A 20,641-nucleotide genomic window follows, 5' to 3' on the forward strand; every position below is an offset into this window, starting at 1 on the left:
TCTGCAAAGCGTGCCGCGGCCTACTTCGCCTGCATGCGAATGCCGCCGTCGACGCGAATGGTCTCGCCGTTGACGTAGGCGTTCTCGACGATCGCGACGGTCATGTGCGCGATCTCGTCCGGGCGACCGAGACGCTGCGGGTTGAGCACCTGGGCGGACAGCGCATCGATGACGTTCTGCGGCGAGCCGTTGAACAGCGGCGTGTGGATGAGGCCCGGTGCGATCGTGTTGCAGCGAATGCCGAGCGAGGCGAGGTCGCGCGCGATCGGCAAGGTCATGCCGACGATGCCGGCCTTCGAAGCCGTGTACGCGGCCTGGCCCATCTGGCCCTCGAAGGCCGCGACCGACGCGATGTTGACGATCACACCACGCTCGGCCTCCACCGGCACGTTCTTCGCCATCTGCTCGGCCGCCAGGCGCGTCACGTTGAAGGTGCCGACCAGGTTCACCTGAATGATCTTGTTGAACTCGGCGAGCGGAAACGGACCATTCTTTCCGACGGTCTTGAACGCATTGCCGATGCCCGCGCAGTTCACGCAGACGTGAATCGCGCCGAACTTCTGCATCGTCTGCGCGATCGCGTTCTGCACCGAGGCTTCGTCGGAAACGTTGACCTTCACGAACAGCGCCGTGTCGGCACCGAGCTGCTCGACGAGCGCCTGGCCGGCTTCCTCGTTCATGTCGAGGATGGCCACCTTCGCGCCAAGGGCCGCGAACTTCTCGACCGTGGCTTTGCCGAGGCCGGAAGCACCGCCGGTGATGATCGCTACGCTGTTTTCGATTTTCATGTCGTTGCCGGATTCCGTTGGCTGGTGGGGAAATATCGCGAGTCTGGGTAGCGCCATCGCTGCGGGCAATGATCGAAGCGAGCGCATCGGTTGACCGCAAATGACAATCCGGCGGGTCGGAAAGTCTGCTGGGGTCTACCCGGCTGTCGGTTGCGGTCAGTGTTCACGCGCGGCCCGCATGGAATACTCGAACCCTTCCCGGAACACCCTGAAGAGGCTGGCTTATGCGTGAGGCATGGATCATCGATGCGGCCCGGACGCCGCGCGGCGTCGGCAAGATCGGCAAGGGCGCGCTCGCAGACGTGCATCCGCAGCGCCTGCTCTCGACCGTGCTGAAGGCGCTGGCACAGCGCAACCACCTCGACACCGCCGAAGTCGACGACGTCATCGCCGGTTGCGGCACCCAGGCCGGCAAGCAGGCCTCGTGCATCGCGCGCATGTCGGCGCTCGACGCCGGCTACGACTTCCTCGCCCCGGGCGTCTCGCTCGACCGCTTCTGCGGCTCGGGCCTGACCTCGGTCAACATGGCCGCGATGGGCGTGATGTCGGGCATGCAGAACCTCGTCGTCGCCGGCGGCGTCGAATCGATGTCGCACGCCTTCACGCTGCCGCCGCTGCTGTTCATGGACTCGGGCAACGAACACCTGCGCAAGGCGGTTCCACAGCCGCACCAGGGCGTCTGCGGCGACCTGATCGCCACGCTCGAAGGCATCACGCGCGAAGAGACCGAACGACTCGCGCTCGAAAGCCAGCGCCGTGCGGACGTCGCGATCAAGGAAGGCCGCTTCGACAAGAGCCTGATCCCGGTCTACAAGGACGACGGCACGCTCGCGCTCGATCACGAAGAATTCCCGCGCCCGCAGACCACGCTCGAAGGCCTGGCCCAGCTCAAGCCGGCGTTCGCGGCGCTCTACGAGCGCGAGCTCGATGAGCAGGGCACCACGTATTCGAAGCTCGTGCGGCAGAAGTTCCCGGACGTGAAGATCAAGCACATCCACCATGCGGGCAACAGCTCGGGCGTGGTCGATGGAGCCGGCGCGGTCGTCGTCGCTTCGCCCGAATACGCCAAGGCGCACGGGCTCAAGCCGCGCGCACGCATCAAGGCGCTGACCTCCATCGGCGACGACCCGACGCTGATGCTCAACGCGCCGGTGCCGGCGACCAAGAAAGTGTTGCAGATGGCCGGCATGTCGATCCGAGACATCGACCTGTTCGAAGTCAACGAAGCCTTCGCCGTGGTGCCGATCAAGTACATGCGCGATCTCGACGTCGATCCGGCGAAGCTCAACGTCAACGGCGGCGCGATGGCGCTCGGCCATCCGATCGGCGCCACCGGCGCGATCATCCTCGGCATGCTGCTCGACGAGCTCGAGCGCCGCGATCTGGCGACCGGCCTGGTCACCATGTGCGCCGCCGGCGGCATGGCGCCGGCCGCGATCATCGAGCGATTCTGAGTGACAATGCGTCTGTCTGTAACGATTGCCGAACGGAGAACCACATGAGCATCGACTTCAGCGCCGATTTCACGATGACCATCGGCGGTCGCCCGGTCACGAGTCCGTCGACGATCAAGGTCGTGAACCCGGCGACCGAAGAGCTCATCGCCACGCCGCCCGATGCGACGCAGCAGCAGCTCGACGAAGCGGTTGCCGCTGCGCGCGCCGCGTTCCCGGCATGGTCGGCGACACCGATCGAGAAGCGCCAGAAAGCCGTTGCTGCGATTGCAGCCGCGTTCATGGCGAACGCCGAAGGCCTCGCGAAGCTGCTCACGCGCGAGCAGGGCAAGCCGCTGGTTGCGGCGCAGAGCGAGATCAAGGCTTCTGCCTGGTGGCTTTCCGAATTCGCGAAGATGGCGCCGCCCGTCACCACGCTCGAAGACACCGAAAAGACGCTCGTGCAGGTGCGCCACGTGCCGGTCGGTGTCGTCGGCGGCATCGTGCCGTGGAATTTCCCGCTCACGCTGGCGACCTGGAAAATCGCACCAGCCTTGCTCGCGGGCAATACGCTCGTGCTCAAGCCCTCGCCGTTCACTCCGCTGACCACGCTCAAGGTCGGCGAGATTCTGCGTGACGTGCTGCCGCCCGGCGTGTTCAACGTGATCAGCGGCGGCGATTCACTGGGGCCGTGGATGTCGTCGCATCCGGGTATCGACAAGATCAGCTTCACGGGCTCGACGCCGACCGGCCGCAGGGTCATGGAAAGCGCCTCTCGCAATCTCAAGCGACTCACGCTCGAACTCGGTGGCAACGATGCCGCCATCGTCATGCCGGACGTCAATGTCGAGAAGATCGCGCCGCTGCTGTTCTGGGGCTCGTTCTCGAACAGCTCGCAGTTCTGCCTCGCGATCAAGCGCCTGTATGTGCATGAGGACATCTACGACAGGCTCGCGGCCGAGTTCGTCAAGATCGGCAAGGCCGTGAAGCTCGGCGACGGTTTGGCCGAAGGCACGCAGCTCGGACCGATCCAGAACCGCGTGCAATACGATCGCCTGCGTAACCTGCTCGACGACTGCAAGCGCAATGACTATCGCATCCTGCTCGGCGGCGAGCTGCCGGAAGGCAAGGGCTTTTTCTTCCCGGTCACGCTGATCGACAATCCGCCGGACGATTCGCGCATCGTGCGCGAAGAGCCCTTCGGTCCGATTCTGCCGCTGCTCAAATTCAAGACCGTCGATGAAGCGGTGGCACGCGCGAACGACAGCGAGTACGGCCTCGGCGCTTCGGTCTGGACCAAGGACTACGTGCAAGGCCAGGCGATCGCGGAGCGTTTGCAGGCGGGCACGGTCTGGGTCAATCAGATTCACGCGCTTTCGCCGCACGTGCCTCTGGCCGGCCACAAGCAATCCGGGCTCGGTGTCGAGAACAGCCTCGACGGCCTGCTCGAATACACGGTCACGCAGACGATCTCGATACGCAAGACTTGATTGCGGCGGACTCACCGGGAACGCGAAAAGGCCCGGTTTTCCGGGCCTTTTCGTTTGCAGTGAGTTTCTTCAGCCGGTAGCGTCGTGAAACTGTGGTTTGCGCTTTTCTTGAAACGCGACGATGCCTTCGATGAAAGCCAGCGTTCCGGCGCAGCGTCCTTGAAGTTCGGCCTCTAGCGCGAGTTGTTGTTCCAGCGTGTTGAATTGCGCTTGCTGCAGCGCGCGTTTGGTCAGCTGGTTCGCGAGCGCCGCGTTTGCCGCGATGCGCCGTGCGATGTCGAGCGCGCCGCTTGCAAGCTCGTCGTCTTCGAAGACTTTCCAGATCAAGCCATGACGAGCAGCGTCCTCGGCGGACCAGGGCTCGCCAAGCAAGGCCAGGGCGGCTGCACGTCCCGTGCCGAGCAGGCGTGTGAGATGCCAGCTGCAGCCGAAATCGGGAACGAAGGCGAGCTGCGGGGTGAACACTTGCAGCAGCTTCGCCGAGCGCGCCGCGACGACGATATCGCAGCTCAAGGCGAGCCCGACGCCGCCGCCGGCGGCAACGCCGTTGACCGCGCACACCAGCGGCTTCGGAAAGCCGTGCAGGCGCAGGGCGACACGGTTGTGGTGGGCGATCAGCGAGTCGCGAATCCGGTTGCCGATGCGTGCCAGCACGGCATCGCGCTGGGCTTGCGGCAGCGACGGAATGGCTGCCGGCCCCTCGACCTCGGGATCGAGCGGCCCGGCCAGATCGCCGCCACTCGAAAACGCGCGTCCGCTGCCGGTCAACAGAACGGCGCGAACCGTCTCGTCGTGCTCGATCGAGGCTAGCGCCTGCAGCAGCTCCTGCAGCATCGGCACGCTGATCGCGTTGTAGACCTTCGGGCGATTCAGCGTGATCGTCGCCACGCCGTTTTCCCGGGTTACCAATAGAGTTTCGTAAGTCACGTTTCTCCTCGTGGCGGCGCGATGGATTCTGCCGAATCGGCGTGGGTCACGAGCCGTCCCGCAAGTATGCGTTACAGAAAGCAATATCTGTATTGCGGTAGCAGCAGGCCTTCGACTTGCCGTGCACCGATTCAAGATGGACCGTCGAGCGGAAAGGACGCGCGCGCTGCATCTAGGATATTTACGGATTATTCCCAGATAAGTAAATTAAGCAATCAACTAAATATTGGTCTCGCCCCGTCGTTGCGCTTTCGGATTCCCGACAACCCGCGGCTCGGCGCTCCATCACCTTCAGAGGAGAACATCATGCCCACCCCTGCCATGGCGCCCGAGTCCCCCGCCGCGAACGAACTCACCGACAGTCAGTGGGCTGCGATTCGCGGGCTGCGGCCTTCGAGCGAGACGCCGGTTCCGACGATGGTCACGCAGCGCCCGGCCTCGATCTATACGAGCGAGGACCGTTTCAAGCTCGAGCAGGAAAAGTTGTTCGGCAAGATCGCCGTGCCGATCACGGTCTCGGCTCAGCTGCCCGAGCCCAACATGGTGACGGCGACCGATGGCTACGGCTTGCCCTTGCTGGTGACGCGCGACCGCGACGGCAAGGCACATGTGTTTCTGAATGCCTGCCGCCATCGGGGTTCCAAGTTGCGAGAGAACTGCGATGTGGTCAAAGGCGGGCGCATCTCGTGTCCGTATCATGCTTGGTCGTATGCGCTCGACGGCAAGCTGGTCGGCATCGCCCGCCACGACACGTTCCCCTCGCTAGACAAAAAGAATCTCGGCCTGGTCGAGTTGCCGAGTCACGAAGGCGGCGGATTCATCTGGGCAGGATTGAAGCCGAACGCGGAAGCGCCGCTCGTCGCCGGCACGAGTGAGCTCGCGGCGGATCTCGAAGCGCTCGGCCTGCACAAGATGCATCTCTACGCGCATCGCAGCTACGACTTGCCGGCCAACTGGAAGCTCGTCTATGAGCCTTTCCTCGAGGGCTATCACGTGCAGCGCCTGCATGCGAATTCGATCGCCAAGCTGTTTCGTGACGACCCGACCATCATCGGCATGCTCGGTCGCCACATTCGGCAGACTTCGGGCAAGGTCAACTTCGATCCGGCGGTGCTCGAGTCGGGCGTCGACCAGCTGCATCGGCACATCACGCACGCGTATCAGATTTTCCCGAACGCGATTTTCATCACGAGCCCGTACTACATGAGCGTGATGATCCTGATGCCGCGCGCTCACAACCGTACCATCGTCGAGTACTACATGCTGGTGAAATCGGCGCCGGACAGTCCGAAGGCGGAGGAGATCTATTCACGTTCGTGGAAGCTCGCGAACGAGGTCTTCGGTGGCGAGGATTTTCGTGCCGCGATCCTGCAGCAGGAGGCGCTCGCTCCGGGGCTCATCGACGAGGTTTACTACGGCGGGCTCGAAGAGGCGATCGACCCGTTCCATCGCAACATCGACGATTACGTCGGCGCCTGAGCAGATATTCGGCACACCGGAGCGGCGGCCGATCGACGCGGCTGCCGCTCTTTTTCTGCGCTCAAACGGATGAACTGGCCAGCTGGCGCAGGCCGCGATAGTGCGAAAGGCCGAACCAGGCGCAGAGCAGGGTGACGATCCAGGCCGGAGCGGTCGCGATCAGCATCGATAGATGCAGCATGTCCTTGTCGCCGAACCAGTCGTCGGTGATGAAGGCGGTGATCAGCGGGCCGATCGCGAGTCCGATCAGGTTCGCCGACAGCGCGTACAGCGCGAGCGTCTGACCGCGCAGGCGCATCGGCGTGATCTCCTGCACCGCCGCGTAGACGGTGGTGGAGACGATGCCGCCGACTACGCAGATCAATACGAGGCCGAGGCCGGCCAATGCGACCGAATGCCCGCTCGTCAGCGCGAGCACGCCTGGGAAGAACCACGGCGCGACGAGGCCCATGAGCACGAAGCGTCCGTCGGGCCGCTTGATCGCGAGCCGATCCGCGAGCACGCCCCCCAGCAGGATCGAAAGCGGAACCGTGGTCAGCGTGATGCTGCCGTACAAGATGCCCGCGTCGGCCGCGGCAAGTCCGTAACGGCGTGCGAGCAAGGTCGGAATCCAGGCGATCAGCGCGTTCTGCATGTAGGCCAGCAACACGTAAGGCGTGAGCACGAGCAACAGGGCCCAGCGATGGCGCCGCAGGTGCGAGAGAAATCCGGTCGATGTCAGCGCCGATCCTGATCGGGGCGCGTTGCTCGTTGCGATCGTGCGAGCCGGTTCGCGCACGCTCAGCGTGAGCGCCGCGATCAGCAGCCCGAGCACGCCGAATACGATCAGCACGATCTGCCAGGCGGCGCGTCCGCCGGCACCTTCGCCGAGCGAGCGCAGAATGAATCCGCCACCGAACAGGGCCAGGCTCGATCCAAGTGGGAAGCCCAGCGACACGATCGAGTTCGCGCGTCCGCGCATCTCGGGCCTGAAGTAATCCGCGACGAGCGAGAACACGGTTGGAATCACGCAGGCCTCGCCGAGCCCGACCATGGCGCGTGTGAAGATCAGGAGCTCGTACGAGTCGGCGTAACCACCGGCGATCGTCGCCAGGCTCCAGATGGTGATGCCTGCTGCGAGCAGATTGCGGCGGCTGTAGCGATCGGCCAGATAGCCCATCGGAATGCCGGCGGCCGCATAGAGCACCATGAAGGCCGGACCCAGCAGCAGGCTCGTGCTCACATCGGAGATCGCCAGGCTTTGCTGCATCGGCACGACGAGCACGCTCATGACCTGTCGGTCGAGATAAGCGAGCAAAGTAGCCAGGAACATCACGCCGAGCACGTGCCAGCGATAGCCGCCGCCGCTCGGCGCACCGCTCGTGGCGATGTCGGCCTGCAACATGGATTTCTCCATGGATTCTTCTCCTCGAGTGTTTGATGAATCGCGAGCGTTCATTGCGCTCGCTTCATGGGCTCAAAGCGTCAGTCCGCCGTCGACGGTCAGTTGCGCTCCGGTGACGAACGCGCTCTCGTCCGAGAGCAGGAAGATCGCGGCCCCGACGATTTCTTGTGGCTGGGCGATGCGGCCCAGCGGCGTGCGTTCGATACCGAGCCTTTTCCCGTGTCCGCGAGAGGATTCCTCGAGCAGTCGCGTATCGAAGAACCCCGGATGCAGCACGTTGACGCGAATGCGCGACGGCGCAAGTTCCGCGGCAGCCGAAAGACTCATGCCCACGACCGCGGCCTTGGTTCCGGCATAGGCCACGGTGCCGGCGTGCGCACGCAGCGCGGTCGCGGAGCCGACGTTGATGACTGATCCGCCGCCGCGATCGCGCATCGGCTTCATGACGTGCTTGAGCCCGAGCATCACGCTGATCTGATTGACCCCGATCATGCGATGAACATCGTCCATGTCGAGCTTGGCGAGGCTCGCGGTGAGTGCGAGCCCGGCGTTGTTGACGAGCCCGTCGATGCCGCCGAAGCGCTCGCCCGCGATGTCGACGATGCGCTTCCAGTCGCTTTCGTCGGCGACGTCCTGGCGCACGAACAAAGCGTTTTCGCCGAGTTCTGCCGCGATGGCCGTGCCAGCGGTTTCATCGCGACCGCCGAAGACCACGCGCCCGCCTTCGGCGACGATGCCGCGCACCTGCGCTTCGCCCATGCCGCGCGTTCCGCCGGCGACGATGATGTTTTTTCCTGCCAGTCGCATAGGAGGCTCCCTGCCGGTGTTCAGGCGTCGAGGCCGACGATGAGCTTGCCGTCGTGACGGCCGGTGAAGAGACGGTCGAGCGCATCAGCCGCGTTCTCGATGCCCGGGATCACGTGGTCCTTCCAGCGCACGCGACCGTCGGCGATCCAGCCGGCCAGCGCTTCGAACGCTTCGCTCGCACGCGGCAGGTAGTCGATCGAAATGAAGCCTTCGATGCGCAGCCGCTTCATGAGCACGCGACCGAAATCGGTCGGGCCCGAGAAGGGCGCGTCGGCGTTATAGCCCGAGATCAAGCCGCAAACGGCCATGCGACCGTGCAGGCGAAGCCGCGAATAAACCGAATCCATGATGCGGCCGCCCACGTTCTCGAACGTGACATCGATTCCGTCGGGACACAGTCGATCGAGTGCGGCGTCGACGTCTTCGGACTTGTAGTCGATGGCGCCGTCGAAGCCGAGCTCGCGTATCCAATCGCATTTGGCCTGGCCACCGGCGATGCCGATCACACGACAGCCCTTGATCTTGGCGATCTGCCCGACGATGGAGCCGACCGCTCCGGCCGCCGCCGTGACGACGACGGTTTCGCCGGCCTTGGGCTCGCCGATATCGAGCAGGCCGAAGTAGGCCGTGAGCCCGGTCACGCCGAGCACCGACAGAAACGCGGTCAGCGGCACGCCCTCGATGGGCCGAATGCGCTTGGCCGCGCGCTCGGGCACGGCGGCGAATTGCTCCCAGGCGCCGGAGTAGGGCATCACGATGTCGCCGACCGCATGGCGGCTCGACCGCGTTGCTTCGACCCGAGCCAGCGTGGTTCCGCGCATGACGTCGCCGATGCCGACCGGCGGCAGGTACTGATCGCGATCGCTCATCCACAGCCGGTTGGTCGGGTCGAGCGACAGGTACAGATTGCGCACCAGGATTTCACCCTCCGCGATCTCGGGCAGCGCGGTATCGATCAATTGCAGATCGCCGGGCGCAACGGTCGCTTCGGGTCTGCGCGCCAGAATCCACCGCCGGTTGTGAACCTGCGTGCTCGCCATCTCTCGCTCCTTGGGTATTATAGAGATTAATTAATTGTACACTTAACATAACGAAACCCGGCGAGGTGCTCAATGGCGATCAAGGTGGTTTTCTGTCTTCGGCGACGGCAGGGCATGAGCCGTGAAGAGTTCCAGACCTATTGGCTGGAACAGCACGCGCCGCTCGTGCGCCGCTTGGCCTCGGCAACCGGAATGAGCCGCTACGTGCAATCGCACACCATCGGCAATCGGCTCGGGACATCGTTTGCAAAAGCTCGCGGAATCACGGCCGAACCCTATGACGGCGTGATGGAGGGGTGGTGGGAGTCGGAAGCCCAGGCGCTTGCCGCCTTGGCTGCTGGCGGTGCCGAAGCCGGGCCTCTGCTGTTGGCGGACGAGAGCCGCTTCATCGACCTCGCGCAATCCTCGATTTTCTTTACTGAAGAGCACGAGATCTTCGGCCCGCAGAGTCCGGTGATCGGCGCCGAATAAGGACTGCCGACGAGGGCCTGAATCCGGCCGACAATCGGCGCCCCGGTTTCAATTGACAACGCAAAAGTCCGTGCTAATCTCCGCCGGAAATTTCATCAACCAATTAAATAAGAGAGGAGAGAGATGAAGAAAGAGATCATTGCCCGAGCCCTGTTGGGCTCGACGATCATGGCCGTGGGCACCGCGAGCGTGAATGCTCAGGATGCCCTTCCCGCTGCGGAATCCGTTTCGAACCAGGAGCCGCCCGCCGAAGCCCCCGCTGCCGAAACCGCTACGCCTGGGGCTGCCGAAGTCTCGAACGCCCTGCCGCCGGCGCCCGCCACGGGCGGCGAGGAACCCGAGGGCCTGGCCGAAATTATCGTCACCGCCCAGCGGCATGCGGAGCGTTCGCAGGACGTGCCGATCTCGATGACGACGATCGCGCCTGCGCAGCTGGAAGCGCAGGGCATCACGAGCGGCTTCGATTTGACCAAGGTTGTCGCGGGTCTGGTGTTCAGCCAGAGCTCGAGCTATGCGGTGCCTTTCCTGCGCGGCGTCGGCTCCACCAACACCTCGCCCGGCGACGAACCTTCCGTGGCGACCTATATCGACGGCGTGTACTACGGAAACCCGGCGGCGCTCGCGTTGCCTTACGGCACGGTCGCCAACATGGAAGTGCTCAAAGGACCGCAGGGCACCTTGTTCGGGCGCAACGCAACCGGCGGCGTCATCAACGTGACGCTGCGTGGGCCGGAGTTCACGTACGGCGGCGTCGCGACCCTGGGCTATGACAGCTATCGCGCCAACGAGGCCAACCTGTTCGTGACCGGGCCGCTCAGCGAGAAGGTCGCGGCGAGCATCGACATCGTCTCGCGCAATCAGGACAAGGGTTACCTGATCGACGATGCCACCGGCAACCACGTCGGTGTCAACAACTACGTGGGCATTCGCCAGAAATTCAAGATCCTGGCTTCGGACACGGTCACCATCGATACCTCGCTCGACTATCAGCACTCGGGCAACACCACCGGTACGTACTTCGGCACGCTCAAGGGCGACGTTCCGCTCGGAGCACTCAACGATTCGCCGTATCCGACGAAGGATCTGCACACGCGTTCGAATGCGGACAACAGCTTCGATCTCGATTCCTGGGGTGGCAGCGTGACGCTGACCGCGGAACTCGGCGAGAACACGTTCAAGTCGATCTCGAGCTATCGCAACATCGACTACACCTTCCTGCAGCAGGTCGGCTTCGTGAAGGACAACACGATGACGCTGCAGCAGGACAATACGGGCCTGACCACTCCGAGCGGCGCTCCGGTCGGTACGCGCAACGTGACGCCGGCGACGACCTACTACAACAACCACACCAAGACGCCGTACTTCGCGACACAGGAATTCCAGTTCATTTCGGCCAAGGGCGAGCTGTTCGACTGGATGGCCGGCGCCTATTTCCAGTTCAGCAAGGACGAGTGGGCTCCGCTCGACATCGCGTACTCGCTCGATCAGGCCTACGGTAGAACGCCGGCCTTCGTCAGCTACGACGGCTATGTATCGACCGAGGCGTACGCCGCGTTTGCGCAGGGCACTTTCCATCTGACCGATCAGATCGATCTGGTCGGCGGCTTGCGCGAGAGCTACGAAGTCAAGAAGACCAAGGCCGACCAAGCCGTATTCGGTAACGTGGTTGCGAGCAATGATCAGAAGGAAGAGTTCGACGGCCTGAGCTATCGAGCGGGGCTCAACTACAAGCCGGCGAGCAACGCGCTGCTCTATGCGACCGCGAGCCGTGGCTTCAAGTCCGGCCTGTTCTCGATCGCGAGCTTCGGCGGCCAGCCGATCAAGCCCGAAGAACTCAATGCCTATGAAGTCGGCTTCAAGCTGCAGCCGGCGAACGTGCTGCGCATCAATGGCGGCGCGTTCTACTACGACTACAAGGACATTCAGGTCAACACGGTCATCGACACCGGCGTCACCGCGCTCAGCAATGCGGCCGAAGCGCGCATGAAGGGCGTCGAACTCGAAGTGCAGTACATGCCGATCCAGCGCCTGACGCTGTCGCTCTCGGGGGCTTATGAAAAAGCCGAGTACCGCAAGTACGAAAGCGCGGTGGTCTATCTGCCTTCGAGCAGCGCGGGCAACTACCAGACCGCGCTCGATGTGTCCGGCAACCGCATGCCGCGCGTGCCGAAGTTCACCGGAACGGCCGCTGCGCACTACATCGTGCCGATCGGCGACAACACCATCGACTTCGGCGTGAATTACTACCACTCGGGCCAGTTCTTCTGGACTGCGGACAATGGACCGGAGCAGAAGTCCTACGGTCTGCTCGACCTTTCCGCCGAATGGTTGTCGGCCAGTGGTCAGTACTCCGTGCTCGCCTACGCCAACAACGCGACCGATACCGAGTACGGCACCGGCATGCTCGCGGCGGTGCAGGGCAACCTCGTGCAGTTCGGCCGGCCGATGGTTTACGGCGCTCGCTTCAAGATCAACTTCTAAGCAGGACTCCCGTCGCCGCGAGGCGGCGGGTTTTTTCTGCGCAATGCAAGGGCCGAAATGCGCACATCACACAAGTTCTTCATCGATGGAAAGTGGGTCGATCCGGTTGCGGAGAAGCGGCCGTTCGACGTCATCAATCCGGCTACCGAAGAGCGCTCGGGCCAGATCAGCCTGGGTTCGGCGGCCGATGTCGATCTCGCGGTGGCTGCTGCGAAAAAAGCCTTCGTAAGGTTCTCGCGCACCACGCGTGAAGAGCGCATCGCGATGTTCGAACGCATCATCACCGAGTATCGGGCGCGTCGCTCCGAACTCGCGCGCGTGATGACCGAGGAGATGGGCGCTCCGCTGAGCTTCGCCGACAAGATGCACGCGGCGATCGGCCAGATTCACCTGAAGACCGCGCTCAATGTGCTCAGGACCTATCCGTTCGACGAGTTCCGCGGCAGCACGCGCATCGTGCACGAGCCGATCGGCGTTTGCGCTCTGATCACGCCGTGGAACTGGCCGATCAACCAGATCGCCGCGAAAGCGGCACCGGCGCTGGCCTGCGGCTGCACCATCGTGCTCAAGCCTTCGGAAATGTCGCCGTTCTCGGCGACGATCTGGACCGAAATTCTCGAAGCGGCCGGCGTTCCGCCCGGCGTCTTCAACATGGTTCACGGCAGCGGACCCGAGGTCGGAGCCGCGCTGAGTTCGCATGCGGATGTCGACATGGTGTCGTTCACGGGCTCCACGCGTGCGGGCATCGACGTGGCACGCAACGCGGCGGTCACGATCAAGCGTGTGCATCAGGAGCTCGGCGGCAAGTCGGCCAACATTCTGTTGCCCGACGCGGACTTCGAAAAAGCCGTGGCGGCTGGCCTGCGCGGCGTGATCACCAACTCCGGTCAGTCCTGCAACGCACCGACGCGCATGCTGGTGCCGGCCGACAGGCTAGACGAGGTGTCCGCGATCGCGAGCCGCGCCGCGTCCGCACTGAAGGTCGGTGATCCGACCAGCGACGTCGACCTCGGCCCGGTGGTTTCGCAGGCGCAGTTCGACAAGATCCAGGCGCTGATCCAGCAAGGCATCGATGAAGGCGCGACGCTCGTCGCGGGCGGGCTCGGGCGTCCGGAATCGCTGGGCAAGGGTTATTACGTGAAGCCGACGGTGTTCACGAACGTGACCAACCAGATGACGATCGCACGCGAGGAGATCTTCGGGCCGGTCCTTTCGATCATCGCGTATCGCGATCTCGATGAAGCCGTCACCATCGCCAACGATTCGCCGTACGGACTCGCGGGCTACGTGCAGGGAACCGATGCGGCGCTCGCCGACAACATCGCCTCGCGCCTGCGTGTGGGCCAGGTCGTCATCAACGGCGCCTTGCCCGATCCGATGGCGCCGTTCGGTGGCTACAAGCATTCGGGCAACGGCCGCGAATACGGCGAATTCGGTTTCGAGGCCTTCCTCGAAGTCAAAGCCGTGCTCGGCAGCGCCGCGGCGCCCGCCAAGCCTGCGGCTTAGTGCAGCCCATCGTGCCGACCGCTCCGAGAGGTGGGAAGCGACGCTCAGCGCGCTTTCTTGCGCCTGGGCTTGGCGGTGGCTGGCGCTGTCGCCGTCGCGGCGAACTTGGGCGGAGCGAGCAAGCCCTGGCTGACGAAGTCGATCACGCGCGCGGTGACGGTGTCGTCGTCTTCGGTCTTCGAAAGTCCGCCGCTGAGCACCGCGAGGCGATCGGCTTCCATGAGCACCGCGTGTTCGATGCCGAGCACGAAATGCAGGCGCCAGCCGATTTCCTGCGTCGAAAGTCCGGGCAGCAGCCGCGACAGGGCGAGCACGAAAGGCTGCAGATGCGCGGAGTCCTGCCGCAGCAATTCACGGACTCGCGGAGGGCCGTCGAGACGCGCGCGCTGCTGGAACGGAACGAAATACTTCTGCGTGTCCGGCTTGCGATACCAGCGAATGACCGGTGCGAGCAGGGCGTGGAGGATCGCGCGCAGCCTCGTTTCGGTGTCCCCGGCGATCGCCTCGGCTTGGCGCAGCAACTCGGCGCGCTCGCGGATGAGCTGTGGCCCGGTTCTTCGGGCGAGCGCGTAGATGAGCTCATCCTTGGAACCGAAGTGGTAGTTGATCGCCGATAGCGAGACGCCAGCCGTGTCGGTGATCTCGCGGACGTTGACCTGCGTGAAGCTGCGCTTCGAAAACAGCTTCTGTGCCGCGTTGAGCAGGCTTTCGCGGGTTTCGTTGTCCTCGGGCAGCGGCGGTCGTCCGCGCGGCCGCTTGGCGGCGGCTTTGGGCGGCGCTTCGGGTTTGGTCGAGCGGGCGGGCATGAACGGCGCGGGCTTCCATCGGGTGCGAGAGCGAACTATACCGCCGCGGCTTGCCCGGTTCGGCCCTTCGGCAGAGGGCTTACCGCGCAGAGCCCGAAGCTTCCGCGCGGCAAGCGCTCGCCGGTGTCTACAGGTGCGAGGGCCTGCTCGGCAGGAACACCGTCTTGGTTTCGAGGTAAGGCTCGAGGCCTTCCGGGCCACCTTCGCGGCCGAAGCCGGATTTCTTGAAGCCTCCGAACGGATTGCTCAGGTCGAACTCACGCCCGTTCTGCGTAAAGTGGCCGGTGCGAATGCGCCGCGCGACCGCATACGCGCGATCGGTGTCTGCGGTGTAGACGCCACCACTCAGGCCGAACTCGCTCTGGTTCGCGATGCGTACGGCCTCGTCTTCGCTGTCGTACGGAATCACGGCGGTGACCGGTCCGAAGATCTCCTCCTGCGCGATCTTCATGTCGTTGGTCGCGTCGCTGAACACCGTCGGCTGCAGGTAATAGCCGGTTTCGAGATGCGCGGGACGCTTGCCGCCGGTGGCCAGCCTGGCGCCTTCGGCGAGTCCTTGGTCGATGTAGCCGCGCACGCTATCGAGCTGACGCTTCATCGCGAGCGGTCCCATGTAGGTGCCCTTGTCGAGCGGATCGCCAACCGTGACTTGCGCCATCGCCGACGCCAGGCTGTCGACGTAAGCCGCATAGCGGCGACGCGGAACCAGCACGCGGCTGTAGTTGATGCAGACCTGCCCACACAGTTGCGTGACGAGCGGAGCGAGTGCGGGGCCGAGCTGCGCTGGATCGAAATCGTCGAGCACGATCGCGGCCGATTTGCCTCCGAGTTCCATCGTATAGCGCGCCATGCGCGAGGCGCAGATCGAGGCGATGTGCAGGCCGGCCTGCGTCGAGCCCGTGAAGGCCACCTTGTCGACGCCTTCGTGGCGGATCAGTTGATCGGAGACCTCGCGCCCGGCTGGCAGCAGGTTGATGACGCCAGCGGGCAACCCGGCTTCTTGCGACGCCTCGGCGAGCAGGAAGACTTCGAGCGGCGTTTCGGGCGACGGCTTGCAGATCACCGTGCAGCCGGCCGCAAGCGCCGGTGCGAGTTTCATGATCATCGACATCAGCGGGCCATTCCACGGCGTGATCGCAGCGACGACGCCGACCGGCTCGCGCACGACGACCGCGACTTGGCTCATGTAACCGCCGGACTTGCGCACGTCTTCGAACGCATGGCGCTCGGCCAGATCGGCGTAGTAATTCAGCAGGATGCCGGCACCTGCGCTTGCGCCCGTCGAGATCTGTACCGGAACGCCGATCTGCAGCGTCCACGCCGAGTCGAGCGCGGCGATGCGCTTGTCGAGCGCCTTGCCGAGTTCGCGCATGTATCGCGCGCGCTCCACCGGCTTCAGACGCGGCCACGGGCCTTCATCGAATGCGGCTCTGGCTGCGGCCACCGCCGAGTTCATGTCCTCAACACCGGCTTCGGCGACTTCGAAGAAGGTCTGCTCAGTGGCTGGATTGATGAGCTGCAGGCGTTGAGCGGTCGATGGCTTCCTCCATTGTCCGCCGATGAAAAGTTCCTTCGGATGTTCGAGCTTGAGCGCATCGAGTATTGGCGTGCCCATCATCATGGTCATGGTCTCCGGTGTTTGAGCAGATTCGTCCGCGGAGAGAATGAACATCGACCCGAGCTCCGCACATGTCGGGGCGACAATAATTTATTGAAACACCTGTATCAACTAATTTCAGATGTCGGATGGAAGGCGTCGTCACCGATGTCGGAATCAACCAAATGCGAGGAGCGGCTCGAGTCGTGAACAGCAAAAATCAATACGACTACATCATCGTCGGTGCAGGATCGGCGGGCTGCGTGATGGCGTATCGCCTGAGCGCGAACCCGAAGATCTCGGTGTTGCTGCTCGAAGCCGGCGGTAGCGGAAGGTCGGTATTCGTCGACATGCCGAAAGGCGTCGGATTCACGATGGTCTCGCCCAAAACCACCTGGCCGTATCAGACGAGTCCGGAATCGAAGCCCTATCGTGCCGAGCAGTGGACACGTGGAAAATCGATCGGAGGATCGAGTCTCATCAACGGCATGATGTATGTACGCGGACAGCCGGCCGACTACGACGAGATCGCACGGCAGGCCGGGCCCGACTGGGCCTGGGACAAGATCGGGGCGGCTTACAAGGCGCTCGAAAATCATGAACTCGGCGCAGCGGCGACGCGCGGCGACAGCGGACCGCTGCATATCTCGATGCCGACGATGCGCGACTCGATGACCGAAGCGCTCATCGATGCCGGCACCAGCATGGGCCTGCCGCGAAAGCAGGATGTCAACGAGCCCGACAACGGCGAAGCGGTGGGCTATGCGCCGTCAACGATCTACAAGGGCCGGCGCGAAAGCGCGGCGAGGGCCTTCATCGATCCGATCCGCCAGCGCCCGAACCTGCATATCGAAACCGGTGTCGTCGTCGACAAGCTCGTGTTCTCGGGAAAGCGGGCGATCGGCGTCGACGCGAGCCGCGAAGGCTCGGCGCAGCAGTATCGCTGCAGGCGCGAGGTGATCGTCGCTGCAGGCGCGCTGGCTTCGCCGGCGATTCTGCAGCGCTCCGGTGTCGGCTCGGCTCCCTTGCTGCAATCGCTTGGCGTGAAGCTGATCGCGGAGAGCCCCGAAGTCGGCTCCAATCTGCGCGAGCATCACGCGATCGTCATGCAATGGCGAACACCTGAAATCTATTCGACAAACCGGGGGCATGGCGGGGCCCGATTGCTCGGCAATGTCGCGCGCTACTACGCGAAGAAAGACGGGCTGATGGCTGCGGCGACCTACGAGCTCGGAGCCTGGTTCAAAACGCGTCCCGAGCTCGATCGACCCGATGGCCAGTTCCTGCTCGCTCCCTACAGTTTCGACTGGAGTGCTTCCAAGCTCACGGTCGAAGCGCTCGGTGGCGTACAGATTTGCGCCTACATCCTGCGACCGGAGTCGTCGGGCTCGCTACGCATCATCTCGAGCGATCCGACCCGGCTGCCGCTGATCTCGCCCGACTACCACGGCCTCGAAAGCGATCGGCGCAAGATGGTCGACGTACTGCGCTACGCACGCCGCTACATGCAGCAGTCTCCGCTGGCCGGCAAGGTGACCGAGGAAACCCGTCCGGGCGTCGAGTTCGAAACCGACGAGCAGATTCTCTCGGCCTACGATCGCTTCGGCGCCGGTGGCTATCATGCCTCGGGCACCTGCCGCATGGGCAGTGATGAGCGCTCGGTCGTGGATGGTCGTTTGCGAGTACGGGGCGTCGACGGCCTGCGTGTCGTCGACACTTCGATCTTTCCGGTCATGCCAGCCGGCAACACCAATGGTCCTGCGATGGCGATGGCCTGGCGCGCGGGCGATCTCGTCATCGCGGATCAGTGATCGGCATGGTGAGCGCCACAGGCAAACTCGCAGGCCTTGGCTCAGCGCGGCGTCTGCACGTCGTCCGCGATGATGCAGGTGCCCGTGACGAAGTGCGAGTCGGGATCGAGCAGGTAGAGCAGGGTGCTGTCGAGGTACTCGGGCTGGCCCATGCGCTTGCGCGGGAACCCGTTGGTGGCTTTGTCTCCGGCGCGCTCGAGATAGTCGCGGGTCATCTCGGTCGTGAACATGCCCGGCACGATGGCGTTGACGTTGATGTTGTACGGCGCCCATTCGATCGCGAGCGTTTCGGTCATGCGGCTGATGCCGGCCTTGATCGACGAGTAGAGCGCCGCTGCGGCCCGCGAGTTGTAATAGACCACGGCGACGGACGAGATGTTGACGATCCAGCCGCGCGACTGCGCATCGATGAGTCGGCGTGCGAGCTCGGCGCTCAGCATGAAGGGCGCGCGGAAGTCGACGTCGATGACCTCGTTGATCTTGTCGAGCGAAAGCTTGGTCGCGTAGCCCGCATCGGGAATCGCGGCGGCGTTGACGAGGCTGTCGACGCGGCCGAACTCGGCTTCGGCACGGTCGAAGACTGTGGAAAAGGACTCCGCATCGCGCAGATCGAGTGGAATGGCGAGTGCACGCCCACCTTCGGCTCGGATTCTCCCGGCGAGCGCTTCGATGGTGTCGACGCGGCGAGCGGCCAGCACGACGGCGGCCCCGGCGCTTGCGAGCACTTCGGCGAAGCGCTTGCCGAGTCCGGCGCTTGCTCCGGTAACGAGGACGACGCGTCCGCTCAAATCAACTTTCTGCTTGGACATGCGCTGGTTTCCGATGGTGATGAGCTTCGTCGAGTACGAAGCAACTTTGTTTAATGTAACAAATGTTCTATAAAACTATAGTGCTTCGATATGAAAGATGAAGAGCGCGGAAGATCGACAGCTGTTTGTGGTTCTTCGTTGGAACTGAAGGCTGCAGTCGCCGCGCGTAATTGAACAATTGGAGACAGTCGAATGAGTCAAGCCGCCGCTGTGCCGGCTTCGGCCGATGCCCCTTATTGGCAGGCCTTGAATGAAGGAAAGCTAAAAATTCAGCACTGCGCCTGTGGCGTCTGGCATTGGCCTGCGGTCTGGCGTTGTGGCGACTGCGGTCGCTGGGATCCCGAGTGGAGGGACGTCGAGTTGCGGGCGCAGGTCTACAGCTGGCAGAAGACCTGGCACGCCTTCGCCGGAACCGAGGATATCGGCCTGCCTTACGTCACCGTGCTTGCAGCGTTGCCGCAGGCCGGAGGCCGCCGTCTGCTCGGTCTGTTCGATGGCGACGTCGAACGACTGAGCACCGGCGCCGAACTGCAAGGCCGAATCAGCGAAACGGTGATCGCGGGCAATCGCATTCCGTCGCTGCGCTGGCGTTTGCGCTGAACACTCGTCCGCGCTGTCGGACGCAAGGAGACAATATGGGCAGCATCGTGGGTGCGACGGCCGCGGTCGGCGTCGGCTTGTTGCAGTACAAGCGCGGCACTGCGCCTTGGGGAGAAAAGGGCGTGCTCGTGCGCGCCATCGTCGAAGCCTGTGAAGACGCGGGGCTCGATCCATCCGATGTCGATGGCTTCGTTTCGTATGGCGACGATGCGAATCAACCCGATCGGCTCATGCAGGATCTCGGCACGCGCGAACTGCGTTTGTCGACCGCGATCTGGGGCGGCGGCGGTGGCGGCATGCTCGGCGCGTTCGAGGTGGCCGCGATGGCGATCGCGAGCGGTCAGGCCGAAGCGGTGATCGTGTTTCGCGCGCTCGTGCAGGGAACCAGCGGGCGTCTTTCCGCCGCAGTGTCGGCGCATCACATGAACGATCATCTGGTCGGTGCGGGCATGTTCGCACCGGCTCAGGTGTGCGGCTTGCGCGCCCGGCCCATGATCGAGCAGCGCAAGTTGCCGGAGTCCGCGCTCGAGGCGCTCGTGCTCGCCGATTACTACCACGGCTCGCGCAACCCGCAGGCAGTCGCCTACGGACAGATGCTCGATGTCGACAAGTATCGAAGCTCGCGAGCGATCGTCGAGCCGATCAAGCTGTTCGATTCATCGCGCGAGAACGACGGCGCGGGCGCGGTACTGCTGGTTTCGGCCGAGCGTGCTCGCGATCTGCGCAAGAAGCCGGTGTTTCTGCTCGCGGCCGCGCATGGGGCGCACAAGGGGTGGGGCGATTTGCTCGAGAACGACGACGATTACACCTCGACGGGTTTCGAGTCGATCGTGCGCCGTTTGTGGGAAAAGACCGGGCTGGGGCCGAAGGACATCGATGTCACCCAGCTCTACGAGAACTTCAGCTATCAGGGCATCTCGGCGCTCGTCGGCCACGGGCTCACGCGCTGGGAGTCGCTCGCCGAAGACTTGCGCTTCGAAAACCTCATCGCGCCGAGCGGCAGGCTGCCGCTCAACACGGCCGGCGGCAATCTTGCCCAGGGCTTCGTGCACGGCATCAACCTCGTCGTCGAGGCCGTGCGGCAGTTGCGTGGCGAATCGAGCAACCCGGTGCCGAATGCGAAAACCTGCCTCGTCGTCGGCGGTCCGGGCTCACCGATCAACAGCTCGGCGATTTTTTCCAACGAACGCCCTTAACGAATTTATCGAGCCT

At 63.8% G+C, this 20,641-nt stretch carries 17 protein-coding genes; 9 read left to right on the forward strand and 8 right to left on the reverse strand.

What is annotated here, in order from left to right; all coding sequences use genetic code 11:
* Nucleotides 1-20: 20 nt before the first annotated feature.
* A complete protein-coding gene (locus AC3WUM_RS02550; protein WP_492408507.1) occupies nucleotides 21-788 on the reverse strand; it encodes an SDR family NAD(P)-dependent oxidoreductase in 768 nt (255 codons plus the stop codon).
* 224 nt (nucleotides 789-1,012) lie between these two features.
* On the opposite strand from AC3WUM_RS02550, the gene AC3WUM_RS02555 reads away from it, so the two are divergent.
* Together AC3WUM_RS02555 and AC3WUM_RS02560 are read left to right on the forward strand one after the other, a co-directional pair.
* Nucleotides 1,013-2,242, forward strand: coding sequence for an acetyl-CoA C-acetyltransferase (locus AC3WUM_RS02555; protein ID WP_492408509.1), 1,230 nt, complete (start codon nucleotides 1,013-1,015; stop codon nucleotides 2,240-2,242).
* Between the two features lie 44 nt (nucleotides 2,243-2,286).
* Nucleotides 2,287-3,711 carry an aldehyde dehydrogenase family protein gene (locus AC3WUM_RS02560; protein ID WP_492408510.1) on the forward strand — a complete coding sequence of 475 codons (1,425 nt, stop codon included), beginning with the start codon at nucleotides 2,287-2,289 and terminating at the stop codon, nucleotides 3,709-3,711.
* A gap of 69 nt (nucleotides 3,712-3,780) precedes the next feature.
* Here the strand turns inward: AC3WUM_RS02560 and AC3WUM_RS02565 are convergent, their stop codons facing one another.
* A complete protein-coding gene (locus AC3WUM_RS02565; protein ID WP_492408511.1) occupies nucleotides 3,781-4,638 on the reverse strand; it encodes an enoyl-CoA hydratase-related protein in 858 nt (285 codons plus the stop codon).
* 306 nt (nucleotides 4,639-4,944) lie between these two features.
* Between AC3WUM_RS02565 and AC3WUM_RS02570 the strand changes: the two genes are divergently transcribed.
* A complete protein-coding gene (locus tag AC3WUM_RS02570; RefSeq protein ID WP_492408512.1) occupies nucleotides 4,945-6,117 on the forward strand; it encodes an aromatic ring-hydroxylating oxygenase subunit alpha in 1,173 nt (390 codons plus the stop codon).
* A 61-nt stretch (nucleotides 6,118-6,178) separates the two neighbouring features.
* On the opposite strand, the gene AC3WUM_RS02575 is transcribed toward AC3WUM_RS02570, so the two are convergent.
* The 3 genes from AC3WUM_RS02575 to AC3WUM_RS02585 are packed head-to-tail and all read right to left on the reverse strand — an operon-like array spanning nucleotide 6,179 to nucleotide 9,348.
* Nucleotides 6,179-7,513 carry a spinster family MFS transporter gene (locus AC3WUM_RS02575; RefSeq protein ID WP_492408513.1) on the reverse strand — a complete coding sequence of 445 codons (1,335 nt, stop codon included), beginning with the start codon at nucleotides 7,511-7,513 and terminating at the stop codon, nucleotides 6,179-6,181.
* Between the two features lie 60 nt (nucleotides 7,514-7,573).
* Nucleotides 7,574-8,308, reverse strand: coding sequence for an SDR family NAD(P)-dependent oxidoreductase (locus AC3WUM_RS02580; RefSeq protein ID WP_492408514.1), 735 nt, complete (start codon nucleotides 8,306-8,308; stop codon nucleotides 7,574-7,576).
* A 20-nt stretch (nucleotides 8,309-8,328) separates the two neighbouring features.
* Nucleotides 8,329-9,348 carry an NADP-dependent oxidoreductase gene (locus AC3WUM_RS02585; protein ID WP_492408516.1) on the reverse strand — a complete coding sequence of 340 codons (1,020 nt, stop codon included), beginning with the start codon at nucleotides 9,346-9,348 and terminating at the stop codon, nucleotides 8,329-8,331.
* A gap of 72 nt (nucleotides 9,349-9,420) precedes the next feature.
* Here AC3WUM_RS02585 and AC3WUM_RS02590 point away from each other — a divergent pair, with 72 nt between their 5' ends.
* The 3 genes from AC3WUM_RS02590 (at nucleotide 9,421) to AC3WUM_RS02600 (ending at nucleotide 13,806) form a co-directional block, all read left to right on the forward strand.
* Nucleotides 9,421-9,819, forward strand: coding sequence for an EthD domain-containing protein (locus tag AC3WUM_RS02590; RefSeq protein WP_492408517.1), 399 nt, complete (start codon nucleotides 9,421-9,423; stop codon nucleotides 9,817-9,819).
* 123 nt (nucleotides 9,820-9,942) lie between these two features.
* Nucleotides 9,943-12,300, forward strand: coding sequence for a TonB-dependent receptor (locus AC3WUM_RS02595; protein WP_492408518.1), 2,358 nt, complete (start codon nucleotides 9,943-9,945; stop codon nucleotides 12,298-12,300).
* A 57-nt stretch (nucleotides 12,301-12,357) separates the two neighbouring features.
* Entirely contained in the window at nucleotides 12,358-13,806 is a 1,449-nt protein-coding gene (locus tag AC3WUM_RS02600) for an aldehyde dehydrogenase family protein (protein WP_492408520.1), read from the forward strand.
* A 44-nt stretch (nucleotides 13,807-13,850) separates the two neighbouring features.
* Here the strand turns inward: AC3WUM_RS02600 and AC3WUM_RS02605 are convergent, their stop codons facing one another.
* Both AC3WUM_RS02605 and AC3WUM_RS02610 read right to left on the reverse strand, forming a co-directional pair.
* A complete protein-coding gene (locus AC3WUM_RS02605) occupies nucleotides 13,851-14,612 on the reverse strand; it encodes a TetR/AcrR family transcriptional regulator (RefSeq protein WP_492408521.1) in 762 nt (253 codons plus the stop codon).
* 127 nt (nucleotides 14,613-14,739) lie between these two features.
* Nucleotides 14,740-16,233, reverse strand: a complete 1,494-nt coding sequence (locus AC3WUM_RS02610) for an aldehyde dehydrogenase (RefSeq protein ID WP_492408945.1) — start codon at nucleotides 16,231-16,233, stop codon at nucleotides 14,740-14,742.
* Between the two features lie 182 nt (nucleotides 16,234-16,415).
* On the opposite strand from AC3WUM_RS02610, the gene AC3WUM_RS02615 reads away from it, so the two are divergent.
* Complete coding sequence (locus AC3WUM_RS02615) at nucleotides 16,416-18,020, forward strand: GMC family oxidoreductase (RefSeq protein ID WP_492408522.1); 1,605 nt, start codon at nucleotides 16,416-16,418, stop codon at nucleotides 18,018-18,020.
* A 41-nt stretch (nucleotides 18,021-18,061) separates the two neighbouring features.
* Here AC3WUM_RS02615 and AC3WUM_RS02620 read toward each other — a convergent pair whose 3' ends face one another.
* Nucleotides 18,062-18,829, reverse strand: coding sequence for an SDR family NAD(P)-dependent oxidoreductase (locus AC3WUM_RS02620; protein WP_492408523.1), 768 nt, complete (start codon nucleotides 18,827-18,829; stop codon nucleotides 18,062-18,064).
* A gap of 192 nt (nucleotides 18,830-19,021) precedes the next feature.
* Here AC3WUM_RS02620 and AC3WUM_RS02625 point away from each other — a divergent pair, with 192 nt between their 5' ends.
* Entirely contained in the window at nucleotides 19,022-19,429 is a 408-nt protein-coding gene (locus AC3WUM_RS02625) for a Zn-ribbon domain-containing OB-fold protein (protein ID WP_492408524.1), read from the forward strand.
* A 35-nt stretch (nucleotides 19,430-19,464) separates the two neighbouring features.
* Nucleotides 19,465-20,625 (forward strand): thiolase C-terminal domain-containing protein, encoded by a 1,161-nt coding sequence (locus tag AC3WUM_RS02630; protein WP_492408525.1) that lies wholly within the window; start codon nucleotides 19,465-19,467, stop codon nucleotides 20,623-20,625.
* Nucleotides 20,626-20,641 lie beyond the last annotated feature (16 nt).

Source organism: Hydrocarboniphaga sp. FW305-C-57, from assembly GCF_058783045.1.